Below are 19,561 nucleotides of genomic sequence, written 5' to 3'. Positions count from 1 at the left end.
GGTTAGTTCACGCTCGCGCGTGCGGGATCAACGCAGACCGGCGATGTAGTCGGCCACGGCCTTGATTTCGCGGTCGTTGAGCTTGGCGGCCACGCCGGTCATCACGGCGTTGTTGGCGCGCACCGTGGTGCCGTCGCCGCGGAAGGCCGTGAGCTGGGCCGCCGTGTAGTCGGCGTGCTGGCCGCCCAGGCGCGGGTACTGCGCGGGCATGCCGGCGCCGTTCGGGCTGTGGCAGCCGGCGCAGGCCGGGACCTGGCGGTCGGCGATGCCGCCGCGGTAGATCCGCTCGCCCAGGGCGATGGTGTCCTTGTCCTTCGAGAAGCCGGGCTTGACCTTCTTCGAACCGACGAACCAGGCGATGTTGCGCATGTCCTCCTCGGACAGCGCCGAGGCCAGCGGCTTCATGATCGCGCTCTTGCGCTTGCCGGACTTGAAGTCCTCGAGCTGCTTGAGGATGTATTCGGGGTGCTGCTGCGCCAGCTTGGGATTGGCCGGGATCGCCGAGTTGCCGTCCGCGTTGTGGCAGGAGGCGCAGCTCTGGCTGTTGGCCGGGGTGGCATTGAAGATGGTGTCGCCCTTGGCCGGGTCGGGCTTGGCCTTGACCGGTGTGGTCGGTGCGGCTGCCGTCTCCTCGGCAAAAGCACCAGTGCTGACTGCGGTACCAGCGATCCCCACGAGGGCCGCAAGCAGAAAATTGGCAAACAACTTCATATCGGGGGCTCGAATTTATTGGCGCAAAACCCCGCGATTCTACAATGGCGCCCCGTTCCGAAAGCCCATTGATGACCACGCCGTCGCGCAAGAGCACCGCATTTCCTTCCCGCGCGGCCCCCGCCAAAGACCCCGAGACCGCCGAACGCGAACGTGCCGCACTGGGCTGGCTGCACACCGCGCACTTCCTGACCAGCGCCCCGCAGCTCGAGCACCTGCCGCCCTTCGCCCTGCCCGAGATCGCCTTCGTCGGCCGCTCCAACGCCGGCAAGTCCACCGCCATCAACACGCTCACGCAGCAGACGCGGCTGGCCTTCGCCTCGAAGACGCCGGGCCGCACGCAGCACATCAACCTGTTCGGCATCGGCCGGCAGAAGGTCGACGACGCGGTGCTCGCCGACCTGCCCGGCTACGGCTACGCGGCCGTGCCGCGCGAGGCCAAGCTGCGCTGGCAGCGCGTGATGGGCAACTACCTGATGACGCGCGAGAACCTGCGCGGCGTGGTGCTGATGTGCGATCCGCGCCACGGCCTGACCGAGCTCGACGAGATCCTGCTCGAGGTGATCCGCCCGCGCGTCGAGCAGGGCCTCAAGTTCCTGGTGCTGCTGACCAAGTCCGACAAGCTCACGCGCTCCGAGGGCGCGAAGGTGCTGTCCATCGTGCGACTGCAGGCCGGCGGCGGCGAGGTCAAACTGTTCTCGGCACTGAAGAAACAGGGCGTGGGCGAGGCGGCCGAACTGCTGTCGCGCTGGGTCCACACGGAGGATGCCTCGGCCCAGCCCGACGAGGACAGCGGCGGGCCCGCCGCGGAGCCGCCCGAGGAATCCTGAGCACGACCAGCTGCAGCGGCCGTCCCATCTGCCGAACTCACTATCGAAAAGATAGCAACCAAGAGGAGACAAGACGCATGATCGAGACCTTCCAACGCAGCCTGCCCAACGGCATCACCCTGAGCTGCCGCGCCGCCGGCGAGCCCGGCCGCCCGCTGATGGTGTTCCTGCACGGCTTCCCCGAGGCCGCGTTCATCTGGGACGAACTGCTCGCCTACTTCGCCGATCCCGCGCATGGCGGCTACCGCTGCGTGGCGCCCAATCTGCGCGGCTTCGAGAAGTCGAGCGCGCCCACCGAGGTGGCCGAGTACAAGGCGCAGCTGCTGATCCAGGACATCCAGCAACTGGTGGCCACCGAGAGCAAGGACGGCACGATGGCCGCGCTGGTCGCGCACGACTGGGGCGGCGCCTTCGGCTGGGGCTACGCCAACGCGTTCCCGCAGCAGGTCGGCAAGCTGGTGATCATCAACTCGCCGCACCCCGGCACCTTCACGCGCGAGCTGCGCAACAGCGCGGCGCAGCAGCAGGCCAGCGCCTACATGAACTTCCTCGCGCGGCCCGATGCCGAGGCCCTGCTCGCGGCCGACGACTTCAAGCGCATGTGGCCCTTCTTCCTGCTGATGAAGGCCGGCCCCGACGGCTTCGGCTGGCTCACCGAGGAAGTGAAGCAGCAGTACCGCGAGGTCTGGAGCGCGGGCCTCACGGGTGCCTGCAACCTCTACCGCGTGACGCCGATGAAGCCGCCGCTGCCGGGCCAGACCATCGACGGCATCCCGGTGCTGCCGCGCGAGCGGCTGGTGGTCGACGTGCCGACCTTCGTGTTCTGGGCGCTCGACGACGCCGCGCTGCTGCCGGGCCTGCTCGAAGGGCTCGACGAGTACGTGCCCGATCTCGTGGTCAAGAAGGTGCCGAACGCCACCCACTGGATCGTGCACGAGCAGCCGCAGCTCGTGGCGGGCGAGATCGAGGCCTTCCTCAATCGCCATTGAGGCGGCCGCCGCCGGGCCGCCCCAAGGCGGACCGCGCCTCCCCCTCGGGGGGTGGAGTTACAGGCGCGAAGCGACTGAAAAGCCGGGGGCTCAGTAGATCGGCGGGTCGCCTTCGGGGCGCGTCTTGAAGCGGCGGTGCACCCAGTAGTACTGGGCCGGCATCGGGTCGATGTAGCCCTGCAGCCGCGTGTTCATCAGCGCGGTGTCGGCCTCGACGTCGTCGGTCGGGAAGTTGCGCCAGGTCTCGAGCACCTCGATCTCGTAGCCCCCGCGCGTGAGCTTCGCGACGATCGGCACCACCTTCGCCTTGCCCAGCCGCGCGAAGCGCGAGAGCGAGGGCACCGTGGCCGCCTGCACGCCGTAGAAGGGCACGAAGATGGTCTGGTCGCGGCCGAAGTCCATGTCGGGCAGCAGATAGAGCAGCCCGCCCTTGCGCAGCCCCGAGAGCACCGGCTTGATGCCGTCGACCCGGTTGAGCGCCGCCACGTCGCCGAAGCGCGTGCGGCCCTCGCGGATCCAGGCATCGACCATCGGGTCGCGCTGGGTCGTGTAGATGGTGGCCGAGGGCCGCGCCGTGTGCATCGTGAGCGCGGTGGCCGCGGCGTCGAGGCCGTAGAAGTGCGGCGCGAACAGGATCATCGGCTCGCTGCCCTCGGCGATTTCGCGGATCTCCGCGGCCGCGCCCACGATCTTCAGCCGGCTCGCCACCACCTTCTCGGGCGCATGCCAGAGCCAGCTGCGGTCGAGCCACGATTGCGCCACGTAGACGAAGCTCTCCTTCGCGATCGCGCGCCGCTCGGCCTCGGACTTCTCGGGGAAGCAGACCGCGAGGTTGGTGTCGACCACGCGCCGGCGCGGCAGCGCGATCGTGTGCAGCACGCGGCCCAGGAAGGCGCCGAAGCCGCGCACCAGCGGCAGCGGCAGCGGCGCGATCACGCGCATGAAACCGATGCCCAGACGGGAACCCAGACTCATCGTGCAGCCCCCCCGGCCTCGGCCACCACGGGCGCGTCGCCGCGCGGTTCCTTGTAGCGCGCGTAGTCCCACACGTACTGGCCCGGCAGGCTGCGGATCAGCCGGCCGATGGCCTCGTTCATCGCGGCGGCCGCGTCCTCGAGCGAGGCCTTCGGGTCGGTCAGCGCGGTGCCCACGATCGGCTCGAAGCGGATCACATAGCCCGCGCCGCGCGGCAACCGCTCGCAGACGCTGAGGAAGCAGGCCGCGCCGGTCTGCTGCGCGAGTCGCGGCAGCAGGCTCATGGTGTAGGCGGGCCGGCCCAGGAACGGCGCCCACACGCCCTGCCCCAGCGGCGGCACCTGGTCGGGCAGGATGCCGGTGTAGCCGCCGTTGCGCAGCGTGCGCATCAGGCCGCGCACGCCGGTGATGCTGGTCGGCAGGGTCTGCAGCCCGGGCCGGTCGCGCGAGCCGGCGGCGATCAGCGCGGCCATCCACTTCTTGCGCGCGGGACGGAACAGCGCGGTGATCGGGCCATAGCGTTCATGGAAGCGCTCGCCGATCGCCTGGCCGCACATCTCCCAGCTGCCCAGGTGGGGCGCGACCAGGATCACGCCCTTCTTCGCCTGCAGCGCGGCCTCGAAGGCTTCCACGCCCTCCCAGCGCAGCACGCGCGGCAGCACCGTCTCGCCATGGGGGCGCAGCCAGAGCCAGGGCAGTTCGGAGGCCATCTTGCCGGCCGCGGCGATGGCCGGGCGGTAGGCGTCGGGGCCGAAGCCCGCGCTGTGGGCATTGGCCCGGAAGCGCCTCCGGTAGTCGGGCGCCAGGGCCCAGACCAGCCATCCGAGCCCGGCGCCGAACCAATGCATCACGGGCATCGGTACGCGGGCAAGCAATCGGAAGAGAGGGATCATGGACAGGTCGGGAATGGGGTCAAGGACGCGCGCGCACGGTTTGGCGCGGCTCGAATAGAATCGAAATTGTCGCCGAGTTACGGAACAACTTGCAGGGCGACAAGCACGGGCGCCGCATGGCGATTGTGCCCGCCGATGGCTCATCGGCATTCTGCTAAAGCGTTCGCCAGGGCTCCGCAGAGTTGGCAACGCGCCAAACCACTTCAAGGAGCTTTGAACAAATGGCGAACGACTTCCTCTTCACTTCCGAATCCGTCTCCGAAGGCCACCCCGACAAGGTTGCCGACCAGATCTCGGACGCCATCCTGGATGCGATCTTCGAACAGGACCCGCGCAGCCGCGTGGCCGCCGAAACGCTGACCAACACCGGCCTCGTGGTGCTCGCCGGCGAGATCACGACCAACGCGCACGTCGACTACATCCAGGTCGCGCGCGACACCATCAAGCGCATCGGCTACGACAACACCGACTACGGCATCGACTACAAGGGCTGCGCGGTCATGGTCTGCTACGACAAGCAGTCCAACGACATCGCCCAGGGCGTGGACCATGCGAGCGACGACCACCTGAACACCGGCGCCGGCGACCAGGGCCTGATGTTCGGCTACGCCTGCGACGAAACGCCCGAGCTGATGCCCGCGCCGATCTACTACGCGCACCGCCTGGTCGAGCGCCAGGCCCAGCTGCGCAAGGACGGCCGCCTGCCCTTCCTGCGCCCCGACGCCAAGAGCCAGGTGACGATGCGCTACGTCGACGGCAAGCCGCACAGCATCGACACCGTGGTGCTCTCGACCCAGCACAGCCCCGACCAGAGCGAGACGCCGACCAAGATGAAGGCCTCGTTCAACGAAGCCATCATCGAGGAGATCATCAAGCCCGTGCTGCCCAAGGAATGGCTGCAGAACACGCGCTACCTGATCAACCCGACCGGCCGCTTCGTCATCGGCGGCCCGCAGGGCGACTGCGGCCTCACGGGCCGCAAGATCATCGTCGACACCTACGGCGGCGCCTGCCCGCACGGCGGCGGCGCGTTCTCGGGTAAGGACCCCTCGAAGGTCGACCGCTCGGCCGCCTATGCCGCGCGCTACGTGGCCAAGAACATCGTGGCCGCCGGCCTGGCGCGCCAGTGCCAGATCCAGGTGGCCTACGCCATCGGCGTGGCCCAGCCGATGAACATCACGGTCTACACCGAAGGCACCGGCGTGATCCCCGACGAGAAGATCGCCGAGCTCGTGCGCGAGCACTTCGACCTGCGTCCGAAGGGCATCATCCAGATGCTCGACCTGCTGCGCCCGATCTACCAGAAGACCGCCGCCTACGGCCACTTCGGCCGCGAGGAGCCCGAGTTCACCTGGGAAGCGACCACGCAGGCCGCGGCCCTGCGCGCAGCCGCCGGCCTGTAAGGCCTACTCCGCCGGCCCCGCCGGCGGAAACCGCACCGTGACCAGCAGCCCGCTCGCCTCGCGCGGGTTGGCCGCCAGGTCCACGTCGGCTTCGAAGGCCCGCGCGATCTCGCGCACGATGGCCAGTCCCAGCCCCGTTCCCTCGCTGTCCTGCGCCACCCGGTAGAAGCGCTCGAACACGCGCTCGCGCGCCTCGGCGGGAATGCCGGGGCCGTTGTCCTCCACGCTCAGCACGACCGCGTCCGCGGCCTCATCCACTCCCACGCCCAGCGTCACCCGGCCGCCCTCCTGCGTGTAGCGCAGTGCGTTGTCGAGCAGGTTGGTGACCAGCGCATCGAGCAGCGCCGGCTGCGCCCGCACGAACGCCGTGCCAGTCGCCTCCAATCCCAGGTCGATGCGGCGCCGATCCGCCAGCGCCGCGAGCTGCTCCACGCAGCGCAGCGCCACCGCCGCGAGGTCGACCCGCTCGAGCCGCGTGTGCGCATCGCCATGCTCGGCCTGCGCGAGCAGCAGCAGCTTGTTGGTGACGTCGACCAGCCGCCGGTTGCTGGTCTGCATCGCGAGCCACATCGCATCCATGTCGGCGCGGCGCGTGTCCCACTCGCCGCGGTGCTGGCGCGTGTAGCGCGCGTACTCGATCTGCGAGGCCTGCATCGCCAGCGGCGTGCGCAGCTGGTGCGCCGCGTCGGCGATGAAGCGCCGCTGCGCCTCCGAGTGCGCGCGCAGCTGCGCGACGAAGCGGTTGATGGTGTCGGCCACCGGCCGCAGCTCGGAGTGCAGCGCGCCGGTATCCACCACCAGGTCCAGATGCAGCGGGTCGCGCTGCGCGAGCTGCTGGCTCAGCCGCACGATGGGCCGCAGCTCCAGCGTCAGCGCGGCCACGGCGAGCGCGATGGCCAGCGCCAGCGCGATCAGCAGGTACTCCATCGACGGCCACCACAGCGTGCGCAGCATGTGGTCGCGGCTGCGCTCGGTCTTGCCGACGGCGATGGTGATGTCGCGCGCGCCGCCGACCTCGTACATCGAGCGCGTGGTGACGACCGCGCGCAGCGGCAGGCCCGCGAATTCCGTGTCGTACCACTGGGCGCGGTCGACGCCTTCGGGCTTGCGCCGCGCGGGCAACGGGAAGTCGGCCGAGCCGGCCAGCACCTCGCCGTTGGTGCCCGTCACGCTGAGGAACACGCGGTCGTGCTCGGGCGAGACGAACAGGCTCAGCGCCGACGGCGGCACGCTGGCCTGCACGTCGTCGTCCTCCCAGATCAGCCGGTCCGACAGCACCTTGGCCGAGGACAGAAGATCGTGGTCCTGCACGTAGTCGGCCACGCCGGCGGCGTTGCGCCAGTTGAGCCAGCCGCACAGCGCGACGAACAGCGACAGCGGCAGCAGCAGCCACAGCGCGAGGCGCAGGCGCAGGCTGGAGCGCTTCTTCATTCTTCCTGGCGCGTGCGCAGCAGGTAGCCCACGCCGCGCAGCGTGATGATGGTCGCCTGGCTGGCCTCGAGCTTCTTGCGCAGGCGATGGATGTAGATGTCCACCGCATCCGCGCTGGGCTCGTCGTCGAGGCCGAAGATGGCATCGATCAGCGCCTGCTTCGACACCGTGCTGCCGGCCTTGAGCATCAGGGTCTCGAGCAGCGTGCGCTCGCGCGGCGGCAGCGCGAGTTCCTCGCCGGCCAGCGCGAACTGGCGCGTGCGCAGGTCGTAGCGCAGGTCGCCGCAGGCGATGTCGTTGGCCTTGCCCGGCATCTGCCGGCGCACCAGCACCTTGATGCGCGCCACCAGCTCGCGGATCTCGAAGGGCTTCACCAGGTAGTCGTCGGCGCCGATCTCCAGGCACAGCACCTTCTGGTCGAGCGAGGCGGTGGCCGTGAGGATGATCACCGGCACCGTGTCGCCGCGCTCGCGCAGCCGGCGCAGCACGGCCTTGCCCGGCAGGCCGGGGATGTTGAGGTCGAGCAGCACCACGTCGTAGCCGGCCTGCGCCAGTTGCAGGTCGGCGGCCTCTCCGTTGGCGACGTGGTCGACCACGAAGTCCTGTTCGCGCAGCAGGCTGGAGAGCCAGTGCGCGAGTTGCGGGTTGTCTTCGATCAGCAGCAGCTTCATGCGGTCGGCGGGAGTGGCCGTGGATTCTAGGAAGGGTGACGGCCAGGGCGCGGGCCTAGGGATAACCATGAGGAATCGCGCGCGGTGCTGAAAGCTGGCCGAAGGATGGCGATTCCTAGACTGGCCCGACCGAACAACCTCGACCGGAGACACCCGACCCCATGTCCGCCACCCGCCGCACCCTGCTCGCCGCCGCCCTCTGCGCCGCCTTCGCCACGCCTTTCGCCCAGGCCGCCGACGCGCCCATCACCATCATGGTGGGCGGCATCAACAAGATCATCTACCTGCCGGCCAAGCTCACCGAGGCGCTGGGCTACTTCAAGGACGAGGGCCTGAACGTCGAGCTGCAGTCGCAGCCCGCGGGCGTCGACGCCGAGAACCAGCTGATCGCCGGCGCCGTGCAGGGCGTGGTCGGCTTCTACGACCACACCATCGACCTGCAGAGCAAGGGCAAGGAGATCCAGGCGATCGCCGTCTTCTGCAAGGTGCCGGGCGAGGTCGAGCTGGTCAGCACCAAGGCCGACGCGGCCGGCTTCAAGAGCATGGCCGACGCCAAGGGCGGCAAGACCCTGGGCGTGACCGGCCTGGGCTCGTCCACCGACTTCCTCACGCGCTACCTCGCCGACCGCGCGGGCGTGGCCTCGAAGGACTACTCGCTGCTGCCCGTGGGCGCGGGCAACACCTTCATCGCCGCGATGAAGCAGGACCGCATCCAGGCCGGCATGACGACCGAGCCCACGGTGTCGCAGATGGTCAAGAGCGGCGACGCCAAGGTGCTGGTCGACCTGCGCACCGAGGCCGATACGGTGAAGGCACTCGGCGGCCTCTACCCGGCCGCGAGCCTCTACGTGCAGAACACCTGGGCCGAGTCGCACAAGGCCGAGGCCGGCAAGCTGGCGCGCGCCTTCGCGCGCACCATGCAGTACATCCAGTCGCACAGCGCCGAGGAGATCGCCGAGAAGGTGCCGCGCGACTACTACGGCAACGACAAGGAACTCTACGTGCAGGCGCTCAAGGCCTCGCTGCCGATGTTCACCGCCGACGCGAAGATGCCCGCGGGCGGCCCCGAGACCGTGCTCAAGGTGCTGGCCACCTACAAGCCGCTGGTCAAGAGCAAGAACATCGACCTGTCGAAGACCTACAGCAACGCCTACCTCGCGGCGGCGAAATGAACATGCGCCACGGCACTCCCTCCACCGCCGGCGGCAACGTCGCGGCCACCTCCGCGATCGACTTCGACGACGTGTCGCTGCGCTTCATCTCGCAGGACGGCAACGCCACGGTCGCGCTGCGCAACTTCAGCATGTCGGTGGCGCGCGGCGAGTTCGTCGCCATCGTCGGGCCCACGGGCTGCGGCAAGTCGACCACGCTCAACATGATCACCGGGCTGCTCAAGCCCACCGTCGGCCACGTGCGCGTGATGGGCCAGCCGGTGACCGGCGTCGATCCGCGCATCGGCTTCGTGTTCCAGGCCGACGCGGTGTTCCCGTGGCGCAGCGTGGAGGACAACGTGGCGGCCGGCCCGATCTTCCGCGGCAAGCCGAAGAAGGAAGCGATGGAACTGGCGCAGCAGTGGATCCACCGCGTGGGCCTGTCCAAGTTCGGCAAGCACTACCCGCACCAGCTCTCCGGCGGCATGCGCAAGCGCGTGGCGCTGGCCCAGACCTTCATCAACGACCCCGAGATCCTGCTGATGGACGAGCCCTTCTCCGCGCTCGACATGCAGACCCGCACGCTGATGCAGGACGAGCTGCTGCAGCTGTGGTCGAACAACGGCGGCAGCGTGGTCTTCGTGACCCACGACCTCGAGGAGGCGATCGCGCTGGCCGACCGCGTGTTCGTGCTCTCGGCGCGGCCCGCCACGCTCAAGCGCGTCTACGAGATCGACCTGCCGCGCCCGCGCGTGATGGCGCAGGTGCGCTACGACGCGCAGTTCATCGAACTGTCCAAGCACATCTGGGACGACCTGCGCGAAGAGGTCGTCATCCAATGAACAACGCTGTCACACCCTCCCGCACCGCCATGAGCACATCCACCACCACGCCTGCCGCCGCGCAACTGCCCTCGGCCCTCAGCGACGCCGCGCTCGCGCGCGAATCCGAGATCGCGCAGGCGGCCATCCGCGGCCGGCGCCGCATGATCATCGCGCTGCGGCTGGTCGTGCTGGTGGTCGCGCTCGGCGGCTGGGAGATCGCGGCGCGCCTGAAGTGGATCGACCCCTTCTTCTATTCGATGCCCACCATGATCTACGACCAGCTCGTGGAATGGATGCGCGACGGCACGGCCCAGGGGTCGCTGTGGATGCAGGTCGCGGTGACGCTCGAGGAGACGGTGATCGGCTTCCTGATCGGCTCCATCGCCGGCGTGATCTGCGGCATCGTGCTCGGGCGCAACAAGCTGCTGTCGGACGTGTTCAGCCTCTACATCCAGATCGCCAACTCGATCCCGCGCGTGGTGCTCGGCTCGATCTTCGTGATCGCGCTCGGCCTGGGCATGGCCTCGAAGGTGGCGCTGGCGGTGGTGATGGTGTTCTTCGTGGTCTTCGGCAATGCCTTCCAGGGCGTGCGCGAAGCCGACAAGTACATGATCGCGAACGCGCAGATCCTCGGCGCTTCGCCGCGCCAGCTCACGATGGCGGTGGTGATCCCCTCGGCGATGTCCTGGATCCTCGCGAGCCTGCACGTGAGCTTCGGCTTCGCGCTGGTCGGCGCGGTGGTCGGCGAGTTCCTCGGCGCCAAGGAAGGTATCGGCCTCTTGATCTCGACCGCGCAGGGCGCCTTCAATGCCAGCGGCGTGTTCGCGGCGATGATCGTGCTCGCGGTGGTCGCGCTGGCGGCCGACTTCCTGCTGAGCTCGCTCGAGAAGCGGCTGCTGAAATGGCGGCCCGCGGCCTTCTGAGGCGCTCGGCAATCCATCGCGACGGCGGGCAGTGCCCGCCGTTTTTCATGGCGGCCCGCAGGCTCAGAAGCGATACGAACCGCTCATGCCCACCGTCCAGTTGCGCCCCGGCGCGGGCTCGAAATAGCGCGCATTGCCTTCATTGACGATGACCGAGCCGGCATAGCGGCGGTCGAACAGGTTGTCCACGCGCGCGAAGGCGTTGAACTCCCAGCGCTCCCACTTCTTGAGATAACCGGCATAGGCCGCCGCGACCGCATAGCCGGGCGCGCTCGCGCTGTTGAGGTCGTTGGCCTGGATGCGGCCCAGCGCGCGCATCTCCACGCCCGCGCGCCAGCCTTCGGGCGGCACCCAGCCCAACGAGGCGAACAGCGACTGCCGCGCGATGCCTGGAATGCGGTTGCCCGCGGCCACCGTGTTGGCGGCCGCGCACGGCGAGGGCGAGCAGAAGGCGTCGCGGTAGGTGGCGTCGAGCCAGGTGTAGGCCAGTTGCGTGCGCCAGTGGTTCTCGGTCTCGTGCTGCCAGGCCAGCTCGAAGCCGTTGCGCAGCGTGCGGCCCGCGTTCTGGAAGGTGGCGCGGCCGCCGAGGTTGGTGTCGGTCACGATCTCGTCGCGCGTGCGGGTGCGAAACAGCGCCGCGGTCAGCAGCCCGCCGCCGAGCCGCGCCTTGGCGCCGAGCTCGAGGCTGTCGTTGACCGAGGGCCGCAGCGCGAAGTTGAGCCCGCTCGCGCCGCCCGCGCGGTACGACAGCTCGTTGAGCGTCGGCGTCTCGAAGCCGCGGCCGATGGAGCCGTAGAGCGCGATGTCGCGCGTGGCCTGGAAGCGCAGCGAGGCCGCGGGCAGGGTCTTGGCATAGCGCGCGCTGCCGCTGTCGTCGCGGTTGCTGCCGACGATGTAGCGGTCGCCCGAATCGAAGTGCACGCTGCTGCGCCGCAGGCCGGCCTCGAGCGTCCAGCGCTCGGCGAAGCGCCAGGTGGCCTGCGCATAGGGATCGAGGTTCCAGACCTCGTTGCGCTCGTAGCGCCGCAGCCGGCCCTGCACGCCGAGGATCTGCGCCGCGCCGCTGCCGAGGTAGTTCTCGTAGCCGCGGCGCCATTCGCGCAGGCTGTCGTAGCCCAGGCCCGCCACCAGTTCGAACGGACGCTCGGCCAGGGTGAAGGCACCGGTCCAGCGCAGGTCGAGGCCGCCGTACTGGCGCGTGAGGTCGATCACGCCGCCCGCATGCAGCGGGCTCTGCTGCGCCGAGGGCGGGATCGACTGGTACTGCGTGGTCTTGCGCTCGCCGCCATAGACCATCAGGCGCAGCTGCTGCGTCTGGCTCAGGCGGCGTTCGTAGAGCAGCCCGGCCTGGGTCTGCTCGACGGTCTTGCGGGTGTCGTACTGCACGGCCAGCGGCGCGAGGCGTGGCGCCAGCGCGTACTGGTCGGCCGTGAGGCCCAGCGGGTCCTGCGCATCGATGCGCACGCTGTTGACGACCAGCGTGAGCCGATCGCCGTTGTCGAGCGCGATGCCGAGCTTGCCGTTGGCGATATCGCGCCGCGCGGCACTGTGCTCGCGCCAGCCATCGGTCTGGAAGCGGCTGGCGCCGAGCAGGTAGTCGACGGCGCCCTGCGAGCCGCTGGCCTGCAGCGACTGGCGCCAGGTGCCGTTGCTGCCGGCGGCCGCCGAATAGGCCAGCTTCGGCCGGCCCTCGCCCGAGGCGGTGAAGGCCTGCAGCACGCCGCCCGAGGAATTGCCGTAGAGCGCCGAGAACGGCCCGCGCAGGATCTCGACGCGGTCGAGCGAGCCGATGTCGATGTTCGAGGTCTGGCCCTGGCCGTCGGGCAGGGTGGCGGGAATGCCGTCGACGTAGAGCCGCACGCCGCGCACGCCGAAGGTCGAGCGCGCGCCGAAGCCGCGCACCGAGAGCTGCAGGTCCTGCGCGTAGTTGAGGCGGTTCTGCACCTGCAGCCCGGGCACCGCGCCCAGGCTCTCTGAGAGGTTCACGCCGAGGCGGCCGTCGCGCATGGACTCGCCGTCGACACGATCGACCGAGCCCGGCACGTTGAAGGGCGCGACCTCGCCGCGCGGCGTGGAGACGGTGATCTCGCGCAGCGAGGCGCCCGCGAACGGCGACGGCGCCTCGGTGGCGGACTGGGCGCGCGAGGCCGTGGAGAGATCGAGCAGGAGACAGGCGACGGCAGCGGCGGCAACGGGTTTCATGCCGCCGATTCTGCGGTGCCGCGCGGCGGCCGGGCCTCGGGGTTTCTCACCGTGGCGCGCGCCGTGCACACGCCGATGCGATGCGTTACTCGCTCGCCGGACGCGGACGGCGCCAGCCGTACCACGCACCCACCGCCACCGGAATGCCGAGCGTGATCCAGGCCAGGACGTCGCCGAGCCCGCCGTCGCTGAACAGCGCCGAGATCAGGCCGAAGCTCGTGAGCAGGCCGAGGACGATCGGCCAGCCCCAGAGGCGCCAGAAGCCGTGGTGCTGCAGATGCTTTGCGGTCATGGATCAGGCTTTCAATGCGGGCGCGGGATCGGCCTGCGGCGCGCCGCCCTCCTCGCGCTGCGGACGTTCGGCGGTCGCCCTGGAAGCCGCCGCGGGCACGGTGTTGCCGCGCTTGAGCCACAGGTACAGGCCGCTGCCCAGCACGATGATGGTCGCGATGTCGAGCAGCGCCCAGAGGATCTGCATCGGCATGCCGCCGTAGTCGCCGAAGTGCAGCGGCTGCGACACCAGCAGCGCCGTGAGGTACCAGGGCAGCTTCGGCGCCGCCGTGACCTGCGCGGTCTTCGCATCGACCAGCACCGGCTGCAGCAGCTTCGAGGTGAAAGGCTCCTTGCCCTGCAGGAAGAAGGTGGTGTGGTGCGGGCTCGAGAACGAGGTGCCCGGGAAGGCGATGAACGACAGCCGGTTGCCCGGCGCCTGCTGCATCGCCGCCTCGTAGGAGCGCTGCACCGAGCCGCGCTCGCTCACGGCGACCACGGGCTCGTTCTTGTAGGGCGCCAGCAGCGTGGTGAGCTGGTCGTACTGCCAGTACTTGATCACCAGGTCGGCCCAGGTGTTGATCATGCCGGTGGCGCCGACCACGAACAGCCACACCAGCGTGACGATGCCCAGCAGGTTGTGCAGGTCGAGCCACTTGAGGCGCGGCCGCTTCTCGCGGCGCACCGTGCCGAAGTCGAGCTTGCGCATGAACGGCGAATACAGCACCACGCCCGAGACGATCGCGACCAGCAGCAGGAAGCCCATGAAGCCGAGGAACAGCTTGCCCGGCAGGCCCGCGAACAGGTCGACGTGCAGCTTGAACATCACGTACATGAAGCCCTCGTCGAACTTCGGCTGCGCGAGGATGACGCCGGTGCGCGCATCGACCGCGACCGACTTGAAGTCGTCGGTGGGCGCGGGCGTGGGCGTGAGCGTGACGAACCACAGGCCGTCGTCGTCCTCGGGCTGCGAGGCGAACTGCACCACGCGGTCGGGATGCTGCGCGCGCGCCACCTCGAGCACGCGGTCGAGGCTCACGCGCGGCGTGCCCGCGGGCATCTTCGGCGCCTCGACCTCGGTGCCCAGCAGGTGGCCGATCTCGTGGTGGAAGATCAGCGGCAATCCCGTCAGGCACAGCAGCAGCATGAAGACCGTGCACACGAGGCTGCTCCACTTGTGCACCCAGGCCCAGGTCTTGATCTTTCGGCTGTTCATCGACATGGCGGAATTGTCCCCGAGGCTCGGTGTGGCGGCGGCTCGAAAAGCCTCAGAACTTGTAAGTCGCGGTGGCGACCACGTTGCGGCGCGTGCCGTACCAGCAGTCGCCGCGGGCCAGACAGGTGCTGAAGTAGATCTTGTCGGTCACGTTGTTGATGTTCAGCGCATAGCGCCACTTGTCCGACTCGTAGGCCAGCATCAGGTCGAGCAGCGCCACCGACGGCACGCGCGGGCCCGCGCCCGTGCTTTCGATGTCTCGGAAGCCGCTCATGTAGCGCACGCCGGCGCCGGCCGAGAAGCCCGTGATGCCGCCGACGGCGAAGCGGTACTTGCCCCAGACCGAGAACTGGTTGCGCGGCGTGTCGGTGAGCTTGGGATCGACCTCGATGTAGGTGTAGTTGGCGATCAGGTCGAGGTCGCGCGCGAGCGTGGTCTTGAGCTCGAGCTCGAGGCCCTTGTTCTTGCTCGAATCGACCTGGCGGCCGTAGTTCGGGTTGGTGCTGTCGGAGACGGTGCGGTTCTTTTCCTTGAGCGAGAAGACCGAGGCCGTGAAGCTGGTCGGCGAACCCGCGGGCTGGTACTTGACGCCGGCCTCGACCTGCTCGCCGCGCAGCGGCTTGAACAGCCGGCCGTTGGCGTCGGTGCCGGCCTGCGGCGTGAACGACTCGGTGTAGCTCAGGTAAGGCGCCCAGCCCGAGGGCAGCGTGTACATCACGCCGAGCCGGCGCGAGGTGGCGGTGGTGGTCTCCGAGGCACTGCCTTCGGTGCCGGCCGTGCTGCGGTCGTAGCGCAGGCCCGCGACGAAGATCCAGTTGTCGAGCTTCATCTGGTCCTGCAGGTACACGCCGGCATTGCGCTGCGTGGTGCGGGGCTTCCAGCTCAGGTCGGTCACGGGCACATAGCCCAGACCGTAGACCGGGGTATAGGCATCGATGGCGCTGTAGGCCGAGCCTTCGTACTTGTCCTGGCGCTGGCGCGAGTACTCGGCGCCCACCAGCAGCGTGTGGCGCAGCGCGCCGGTGTCGAAGTGGCCCTCGACGTGGTTGTCGATGCCCGTCATGCGGGTCCAGGTCAGCGACTTGTCGTTGATGCGGCCGATCACGCGCTGGCCGATCGGGTCCATGCCCCAGCCGCCGGGGATGGAGAAGAAGTCCGCATAGTGGTAGTGCGAGTCGTTGTAGGTGCGCGACATCCGGAAGTTTTGCCGGAAGGACCAGTGGTCGTTGAACTGGTGCTCGAACAGCCAGCCGAAGGTCTTGCGCTCGGTGTCGTAGCCGTCGCCGGGCTCGCCGATGAAGCGGCTCACGGGCAGCTTGCCGTTGACGTTCGGCAGGATCGTGCCCTGCCACGGCAGGAACTGCGAGGTGCTGCCGGTCTTGTCCTTCTGGTAGAGGCCCTGCAGGGTCAGCGAGGTGGCGGCGCTCGGGCGCCAGGTCAGCGAGGGCATGACCAGCGTGCGGTCGTCGGGCACGTAGTCGACCTGGGTGTCGGCCTTGCGCTGCAGCGCCACCAGGCGGTACGACCAGTCGCCGTCGGCCGTCAGCGGGCCGGTCAGGTCGGCCTGGATCTGCTTGCGGCCCCAGGAGCCGAACTGCACGCCCACTTCGCGCGCGGCCTGCGTCTGCGGCCGCTTGCTGACCATGTTGATCACGCCGCCCGCCGTGCCGGCGCCGAACAGCATGCCCGACGGGCCGCGCAGCACCTCGAGGCGCTCGAGCGTGTAGGGATCGGGCCGCGCGGTCGCGGTGTACCAGCCCGCGGAGAAGAGCTGCAGCCCGTCGAGATAGACCGAGGCATCGCTGCCGCGCACAAGGAAGCTGTCGGAGCGCGAGTCCAGGCCGTAGGCATCGGAGCGCACGCCGGCTGCGTAAGTGAGCGCATCCTGCAGGTTGGTGGCGCCCTGGTCCAGGATCTGGTCGCGGGTCACGACCGTCACCGACTGCGGCGTCTCGGCCAGCGGCGTATCGGTCTTGGTGGCGGTCGCCGCATTCCTCGCGCGGTAGCCGTTCACCGGCGTGGTCGCCGTTTCGGCCGGGGCCTCGACCCGGATTTCGGGCAGTGCCGTCGTGGCGGCCGTCTGCGCCAGCACCTGCTGGTTCGCGTAGATCGCCAGACACCCCATCAGCGCCAAGGCATTGCGCTGCGTCAACAAGACCGCCATTCCGACTCCACTCCTCTAGATATTAAGAACCATTCTCATTCTAAAACGGAATAATTCACATTTCCGACAAATCCGGGTGGGTGCAAGGGGTGCCACCTGATCTTGCGACTCGTGGTTTCGGCGCAACACAGCTAGCATCGGCGCGCGCCAGGCGCGGGATAGTCCCGTCAAGCTTCTTCCGCCGTCCCTGCAACATTCGCGCGTCCGCCGTCATGCACACCACCCTCGCCTCCCGGTTCCTCGCCCTGCGCGGCGCCGCGGCATGGCTGCTCGCGCTGGCGACCGCCTTCGTGCTCGCGGGCTGTGCCGGCCTGCCGCCGCGGACCGCCGACACGCCGGTGCTCGCCATTCCGGCCTCCAATGCCACCCTGCTCGGCCGCGCCGCCGCCCATCTCGACGCGCCGCGCGACGGGCTCTCGAGCGTCCGGCCGCTGATCGAGGCCTCGTTCGCGCTCGATGCGCGGCTCGAGCTGATCCGCCGCGCCCAGAGCTCGCTCGACGTCCAGACCTACCAGCTCGGCAACGACAAGACCGGCCGCCTGCTGCTGCGCGAACTGCGCGATGCCGCGCGCCGCGGCGTTCGCGTGCGGCTCCTGCTCGACGACTTCTATACCTCCGGCATGGACCCGCTGCTGCTCGGCCTGGCGGCCGAGTCGAACGCCTCGGTGCGGCTGTTCAACCCCTTCGTGAATGCGCGCGACCACTCGGCCACGCGCTGGATGGAGTTCCTCGGCGACTTCCGGCGGCTCAACCACCGCATGCACAACAAGCTGTTCGTGGCCGACGGCGCCATCGCCATCGCGGGCGGGCGCAACCTCGCGGACGAATACTTCCTGCGCAGCGAAGTCGCCAACTTCATCGACTTCGAACTGCTGATGGCCGGCCCGGTGGTGGCCGAATCGGCCGCGGTCTTCGACACCTACTGGAACAGCGACGTCGTCTATCCGATCGAGACGGTGGCCATCAACCACCGCACGCCGGCCGTGCTGAAGGCCGACTTCGAAACCGCCACCTCGTTGCGCTTCGCGCCCTGGCCCGATCCACCGGGCGACAGCGATGTGCTCGGCGATCCGCCGCTGGGCCTGCAACTGCTGAACATCCCCACCCTGCAATGGATGCGCGCCGACGCGCACGCCAGCGCCGACAGCCCGAACAAGGCGCTGGGCGTGATGCGTCACCCCACCGAATCGGTGGCGCAACGCTTCCACGAACTGGCGGCCACCGCGCGCTCGAGCGTGCTCGTGATCTCGCCCTACTTCATCCCGGGCGACGAAGGCATGGCGCGCATCCGCGAAGGCCGCCGGCGCGGCGTGCAGGTCAGCGTGATCACCAACTCGCTGGCCGACAGCGACGAACCGCTGGTCAACATCAACTACAACCGCTACCGCGTCGACATGCTCAAGCTCGGCGTGGAGCTCTACGAGGTCAGCACCCAGCAGCTCAAGCGCAGCGGCCAGTTCCGCGACCTGCTGAAGAAGGCACGCGGCCGGCTGCATGCCAAGCTCGCGCTGATCGACCGCGAATGGGTGATGCTGGGCTCCATGAACCTCGACCCGCGCTCGGCCCTGCTCAACACCGAGTTCGGCGTGCGCGTGCGCAGCTTCGACCTGACCCAGGCCCTGCTCTATGCCTACCAGCTCGACGACATCGAGGGCGTCTACCGCGTCGTGCTCAAGCCCGATGGCGAGAACGTGCAGTGGATCGGCACGGGCGACGTCAACAACGAGGTGCTCGACAGCGAGCCCGATTCGAGCCTGCTGACGCGGCTGCAGTTATTGCTGTTTTCCTGGTTCGTGCCGACGGACCAGCTCTAGTCGTACTCGATGGTGAAGGTGGCGGTACCGTTACCCTTGCCCGCCGTGACCGCGGCGCCGGTCTGGTAGTACCTGGCGGTGTAACGCAGATCGAAGTTGCGATCCGCCGTCTCGCCGACATAGGTCCCTTCTCCATTGAACTCGACCGGCTGGGAATTCCAGTCGCGAATCTGGATGCCGATGCCCGTGGCCGCGTTGTCTTCGCGCGCCAGCTTCATCACCCCGGGCTGTCCAGCGACGGGCTCTTTCGCTTCCATGCGCAGGTAGATCTTGTTTCTTCGCGGTTCACCCAGGCCGGCATTGCACTTCAGGCGAATCTGAAAGGGAACGGCAGGCGAAACGCTGTTCACGCCGGTGAACAGATTCTTGGGTTGCTGGCCCAGAGGTACGGTCAGGTTCCTGCTGGGATGATCGACTTCGCAGGTCGGCGTGACGATGGTGATGGCTTCACCGAAGACGTAGGTGTTCAGCACCGACCTCCGAGAACTGGGATCGTCCCCCGTATATTGGCTGTACTGCCCCTCGCTCAGAGGGCCACTTCCAGTCGCTGGCGCAATTTTCTTCAACCGCAGGCCGAACTTCAGATTGGATTCGAAAAAACCCACGTCATATCCTGGCGGAAAGACAATGGTATGCGGATATCGCGTTTCCACTGTTACACCACCACGATTGCGGTACATCTGCATCGCGATACCCGGAACGTTGGTTTGGACCCAACCGTCCCCGTCGGCCACACCTTTCAGAATCGAACCCTTCAATGCGCCGCCTACGGCCATGTCGCAGACAAAGGGCTTGATGGTAGTTGACGCAGAGGCCGGGAACTCCCAGCCAGCACCGCTGGGACCTGCCGGATAAACCGTACCCACCGGGTCGGTTGGCCGGATGACCACCTTTCCTACCTGCATGAGGATATCCTTGGTCGGGTAGGCCGGGTTTGCCCCGCAGTAAGCTAAGGCGTCCTTTGCGCCAATCAACAAACCGAACACGGTAAGGCTCAGCAAGGCGCCGTGTCGCAGGTGCGAGGGAGATATGGGAAATCGGCTCATGCCTTTTGCTCCGTACTATCGCGACCATTGCGGCATTCGCCGACCTGG

The 19,561-nt window shown here is 68.5% G+C and carries 17 protein-coding genes; 7 read left to right on the top strand and 10 right to left on the bottom strand.

Annotated elements, in window-relative coordinates:
- Positions 1-27: 27 nt before the first annotated feature.
- Positions 28-711 carry a c-type cytochrome gene (locus R0232_RS07655; RefSeq protein ID WP_093352047.1) on the bottom strand — a complete coding sequence of 228 codons (684 nt, stop codon included), beginning with the start codon at positions 709-711 and terminating at the stop codon, positions 28-30.
- Between the two features lie 71 nt (positions 712-782).
- Between R0232_RS07655 and yihA the strand changes: the two genes are divergently transcribed.
- Positions 783-1,541, top strand: coding sequence for a ribosome biogenesis GTP-binding protein YihA/YsxC (gene yihA / locus R0232_RS07650; protein WP_431511760.1), 759 nt, complete (start codon positions 783-785; stop codon positions 1,539-1,541).
- Positions 1,542-1,618: 77 nt separating this feature from the next.
- A complete protein-coding gene (locus tag R0232_RS07645; protein ID WP_208509934.1) occupies positions 1,619-2,530 on the top strand; it encodes an alpha/beta fold hydrolase in 912 nt (303 codons plus the stop codon).
- Positions 2,531-2,620: 90 nt separating this feature from the next.
- Here the strand turns inward: R0232_RS07645 and R0232_RS07640 are convergent, their stop codons facing one another.
- Positions 2,621-3,505 carry a lipid A biosynthesis acyltransferase gene (locus R0232_RS07640; RefSeq protein ID WP_431511759.1) on the bottom strand — a complete coding sequence of 295 codons (885 nt, stop codon included), beginning with the start codon at positions 3,503-3,505 and terminating at the stop codon, positions 2,621-2,623.
- Positions 3,502-4,398 carry a lysophospholipid acyltransferase family protein gene (locus R0232_RS07635; protein ID WP_431511758.1) on the bottom strand — a complete coding sequence of 299 codons (897 nt, stop codon included), beginning with the start codon at positions 4,396-4,398 and terminating at the stop codon, positions 3,502-3,504. Before R0232_RS07635 ends, R0232_RS07640 begins: the two co-directional genes overlap by 4 nt.
- Before the next feature lie 221 nt (positions 4,399-4,619).
- Here R0232_RS07635 and metK point away from each other — a divergent pair, with 221 nt between their 5' ends.
- Complete coding sequence (metK, locus tag R0232_RS07630) at positions 4,620-5,801, top strand: methionine adenosyltransferase (protein ID WP_093352062.1); 1,182 nt, start codon at positions 4,620-4,622, stop codon at positions 5,799-5,801.
- Between the two features lie 3 nt (positions 5,802-5,804).
- Here the strand turns inward: metK and R0232_RS07625 are convergent, their stop codons facing one another.
- On the bottom strand, positions 5,805-7,232 hold the full coding sequence (locus tag R0232_RS07625) for a sensor histidine kinase (RefSeq protein ID WP_431511757.1): 1,428 nt from the start codon (positions 7,230-7,232) through the stop codon (positions 5,805-5,807).
- Positions 7,229-7,903, bottom strand: coding sequence for a response regulator transcription factor (locus R0232_RS07620; protein ID WP_057596005.1), 675 nt, complete (start codon positions 7,901-7,903; stop codon positions 7,229-7,231). The genes R0232_RS07625 and R0232_RS07620 overlap by 4 nt, the downstream gene beginning before the upstream one ends.
- A 161-nt stretch (positions 7,904-8,064) precedes the next feature.
- Here R0232_RS07620 and R0232_RS07615 point away from each other — a divergent pair, with 161 nt between their 5' ends.
- From R0232_RS07615 to R0232_RS07605, 3 genes are read left to right on the top strand one after another with little or no spacing between them, the layout of a single operon-like run.
- Positions 8,065-9,075 (top strand): ABC transporter substrate-binding protein, encoded by a 1,011-nt coding sequence (locus tag R0232_RS07615; protein WP_431511756.1) that lies wholly within the window; start codon positions 8,065-8,067, stop codon positions 9,073-9,075.
- Positions 9,072-9,896: an ABC transporter ATP-binding protein gene (locus R0232_RS07610; protein WP_431511755.1), complete on the top strand. Its 825-nt coding sequence runs from the start codon at positions 9,072-9,074 to the stop codon at positions 9,894-9,896. The genes R0232_RS07615 and R0232_RS07610 overlap by 4 nt, the downstream gene beginning before the upstream one ends.
- A gap of 29 nt (positions 9,897-9,925) precedes the next feature.
- Entirely contained in the window at positions 9,926-10,801 is an 876-nt protein-coding gene (locus R0232_RS07605) for an ABC transporter permease (RefSeq protein ID WP_209544717.1), read from the top strand.
- Positions 10,802-10,864: 63 nt separating this feature from the next.
- Here R0232_RS07605 and R0232_RS07600 read toward each other — a convergent pair whose 3' ends face one another.
- The 4 genes from R0232_RS07600 to R0232_RS07585 all read right to left on the bottom strand — a co-directional run bounded on the left by R0232_RS07600 (position 10,865) and on the right by R0232_RS07585 (position 16,653).
- Positions 10,865-13,003, bottom strand: a complete 2,139-nt coding sequence (locus R0232_RS07600; protein ID WP_431511754.1) for a TonB-dependent receptor domain-containing protein — start codon at positions 13,001-13,003, stop codon at positions 10,865-10,867.
- An 85-nt stretch (positions 13,004-13,088) separates the two neighbouring features.
- Complete coding sequence (locus R0232_RS07595) at positions 13,089-13,295, bottom strand: hypothetical protein (RefSeq protein WP_431511753.1); 207 nt, start codon at positions 13,293-13,295, stop codon at positions 13,089-13,091.
- A gap of 3 nt (positions 13,296-13,298) precedes the next feature.
- Entirely contained in the window at positions 13,299-14,489 is a 1,191-nt protein-coding gene (locus R0232_RS07590; protein WP_208509926.1) for a PepSY-associated TM helix domain-containing protein, read from the bottom strand.
- 52 nt (positions 14,490-14,541) lie between these two features.
- Positions 14,542-16,653, bottom strand: a complete 2,112-nt coding sequence (locus tag R0232_RS07585; protein ID WP_431511752.1) for a TonB-dependent siderophore receptor — start codon at positions 16,651-16,653, stop codon at positions 14,542-14,544.
- 212 nt (positions 16,654-16,865) lie between these two features.
- Between R0232_RS07585 and R0232_RS07580 the strand changes: the two genes are divergently transcribed.
- Complete coding sequence (locus tag R0232_RS07580; protein WP_431511751.1) at positions 16,866-18,467, top strand: phospholipase D family protein; 1,602 nt, start codon at positions 16,866-16,868, stop codon at positions 18,465-18,467.
- Here the strand turns inward: R0232_RS07580 and R0232_RS07575 are convergent.
- Positions 18,464-19,513 carry a fimbrial protein gene (locus R0232_RS07575; protein WP_431511750.1) on the bottom strand — a complete coding sequence of 350 codons (1,050 nt, stop codon included), beginning with the start codon at positions 19,511-19,513 and terminating at the stop codon, positions 18,464-18,466. The two genes, R0232_RS07580 and R0232_RS07575, sit on opposite strands and share 4 nt — an antisense overlap.
- Positions 19,514-19,561: the final 48 nt, after the last annotated feature.

It is taken from the genome of Variovorax sp. DAIF25, from assembly GCF_050711835.1.
Classification (GTDB): domain Bacteria; phylum Pseudomonadota; class Gammaproteobacteria; order Burkholderiales; family Burkholderiaceae_C; genus Variovorax.
The sequence above is the reverse complement of the archived record's forward strand: the minus strand, read 5'-3'. Positions and strand labels throughout refer to the sequence as shown.

Coding starts and splice junctions, on each gene's coding strand:
- R0232_RS07655 (WP_093352047.1), bottom strand. CDS start 711: ATGAAGTTGTTTGCCAATTTTCTGCTTGCGGCCCTCGTGGGGATCGCT.
- yihA (WP_431511760.1), top strand. CDS start 783: ATGACCACGCCGTCGCGCAAGAGCACCGCATTTCCTTCCCGCGCGGCC.
- R0232_RS07645 (WP_208509934.1), top strand. CDS start 1,619: ATGATCGAGACCTTCCAACGCAGCCTGCCCAACGGCATCACCCTGAGC.
- R0232_RS07640 (WP_431511759.1), bottom strand. CDS start 3,505: ATGAGTCTGGGTTCCCGTCTGGGCATCGGTTTCATGCGCGTGATCGCG.
- R0232_RS07635 (WP_431511758.1), bottom strand. CDS start 4,398: ATGATCCCTCTCTTCCGATTGCTTGCCCGCGTACCGATGCCCGTGATG.
- metK (WP_093352062.1), top strand. CDS start 4,620: ATGGCGAACGACTTCCTCTTCACTTCCGAATCCGTCTCCGAAGGCCAC.
- R0232_RS07625 (WP_431511757.1), bottom strand. CDS start 7,232: ATGAAGAAGCGCTCCAGCCTGCGCCTGCGCCTCGCGCTGTGGCTGCTG.
- R0232_RS07620 (WP_057596005.1), bottom strand. CDS start 7,903: ATGAAGCTGCTGCTGATCGAAGACAACCCGCAACTCGCGCACTGGCTC.
- R0232_RS07615 (WP_431511756.1), top strand. CDS start 8,065: ATGTCCGCCACCCGCCGCACCCTGCTCGCCGCCGCCCTCTGCGCCGCC.
- R0232_RS07610 (WP_431511755.1), top strand. CDS start 9,072: ATGAACATGCGCCACGGCACTCCCTCCACCGCCGGCGGCAACGTCGCG.
- R0232_RS07605 (WP_209544717.1), top strand. CDS start 9,926: ATGAGCACATCCACCACCACGCCTGCCGCCGCGCAACTGCCCTCGGCC.
- R0232_RS07600 (WP_431511754.1), bottom strand. CDS start 13,003: ATGAAACCCGTTGCCGCCGCTGCCGTCGCCTGTCTCCTGCTCGATCTC.
- R0232_RS07595 (WP_431511753.1), bottom strand. CDS start 13,295: ATGACCGCAAAGCATCTGCAGCACCACGGCTTCTGGCGCCTCTGGGGC.
- R0232_RS07590 (WP_208509926.1), bottom strand. CDS start 14,489: ATGAACAGCCGAAAGATCAAGACCTGGGCCTGGGTGCACAAGTGGAGC.
- R0232_RS07585 (WP_431511752.1), bottom strand. CDS start 16,653: ATGGCGGTCTTGTTGACGCAGCGCAATGCCTTGGCGCTGATGGGGTGT.
- R0232_RS07580 (WP_431511751.1), top strand. CDS start 16,866: ATGCACACCACCCTCGCCTCCCGGTTCCTCGCCCTGCGCGGCGCCGCG.
- R0232_RS07575 (WP_431511750.1), bottom strand. CDS start 19,513: ATGAGCCGATTTCCCATATCTCCCTCGCACCTGCGACACGGCGCCTTG.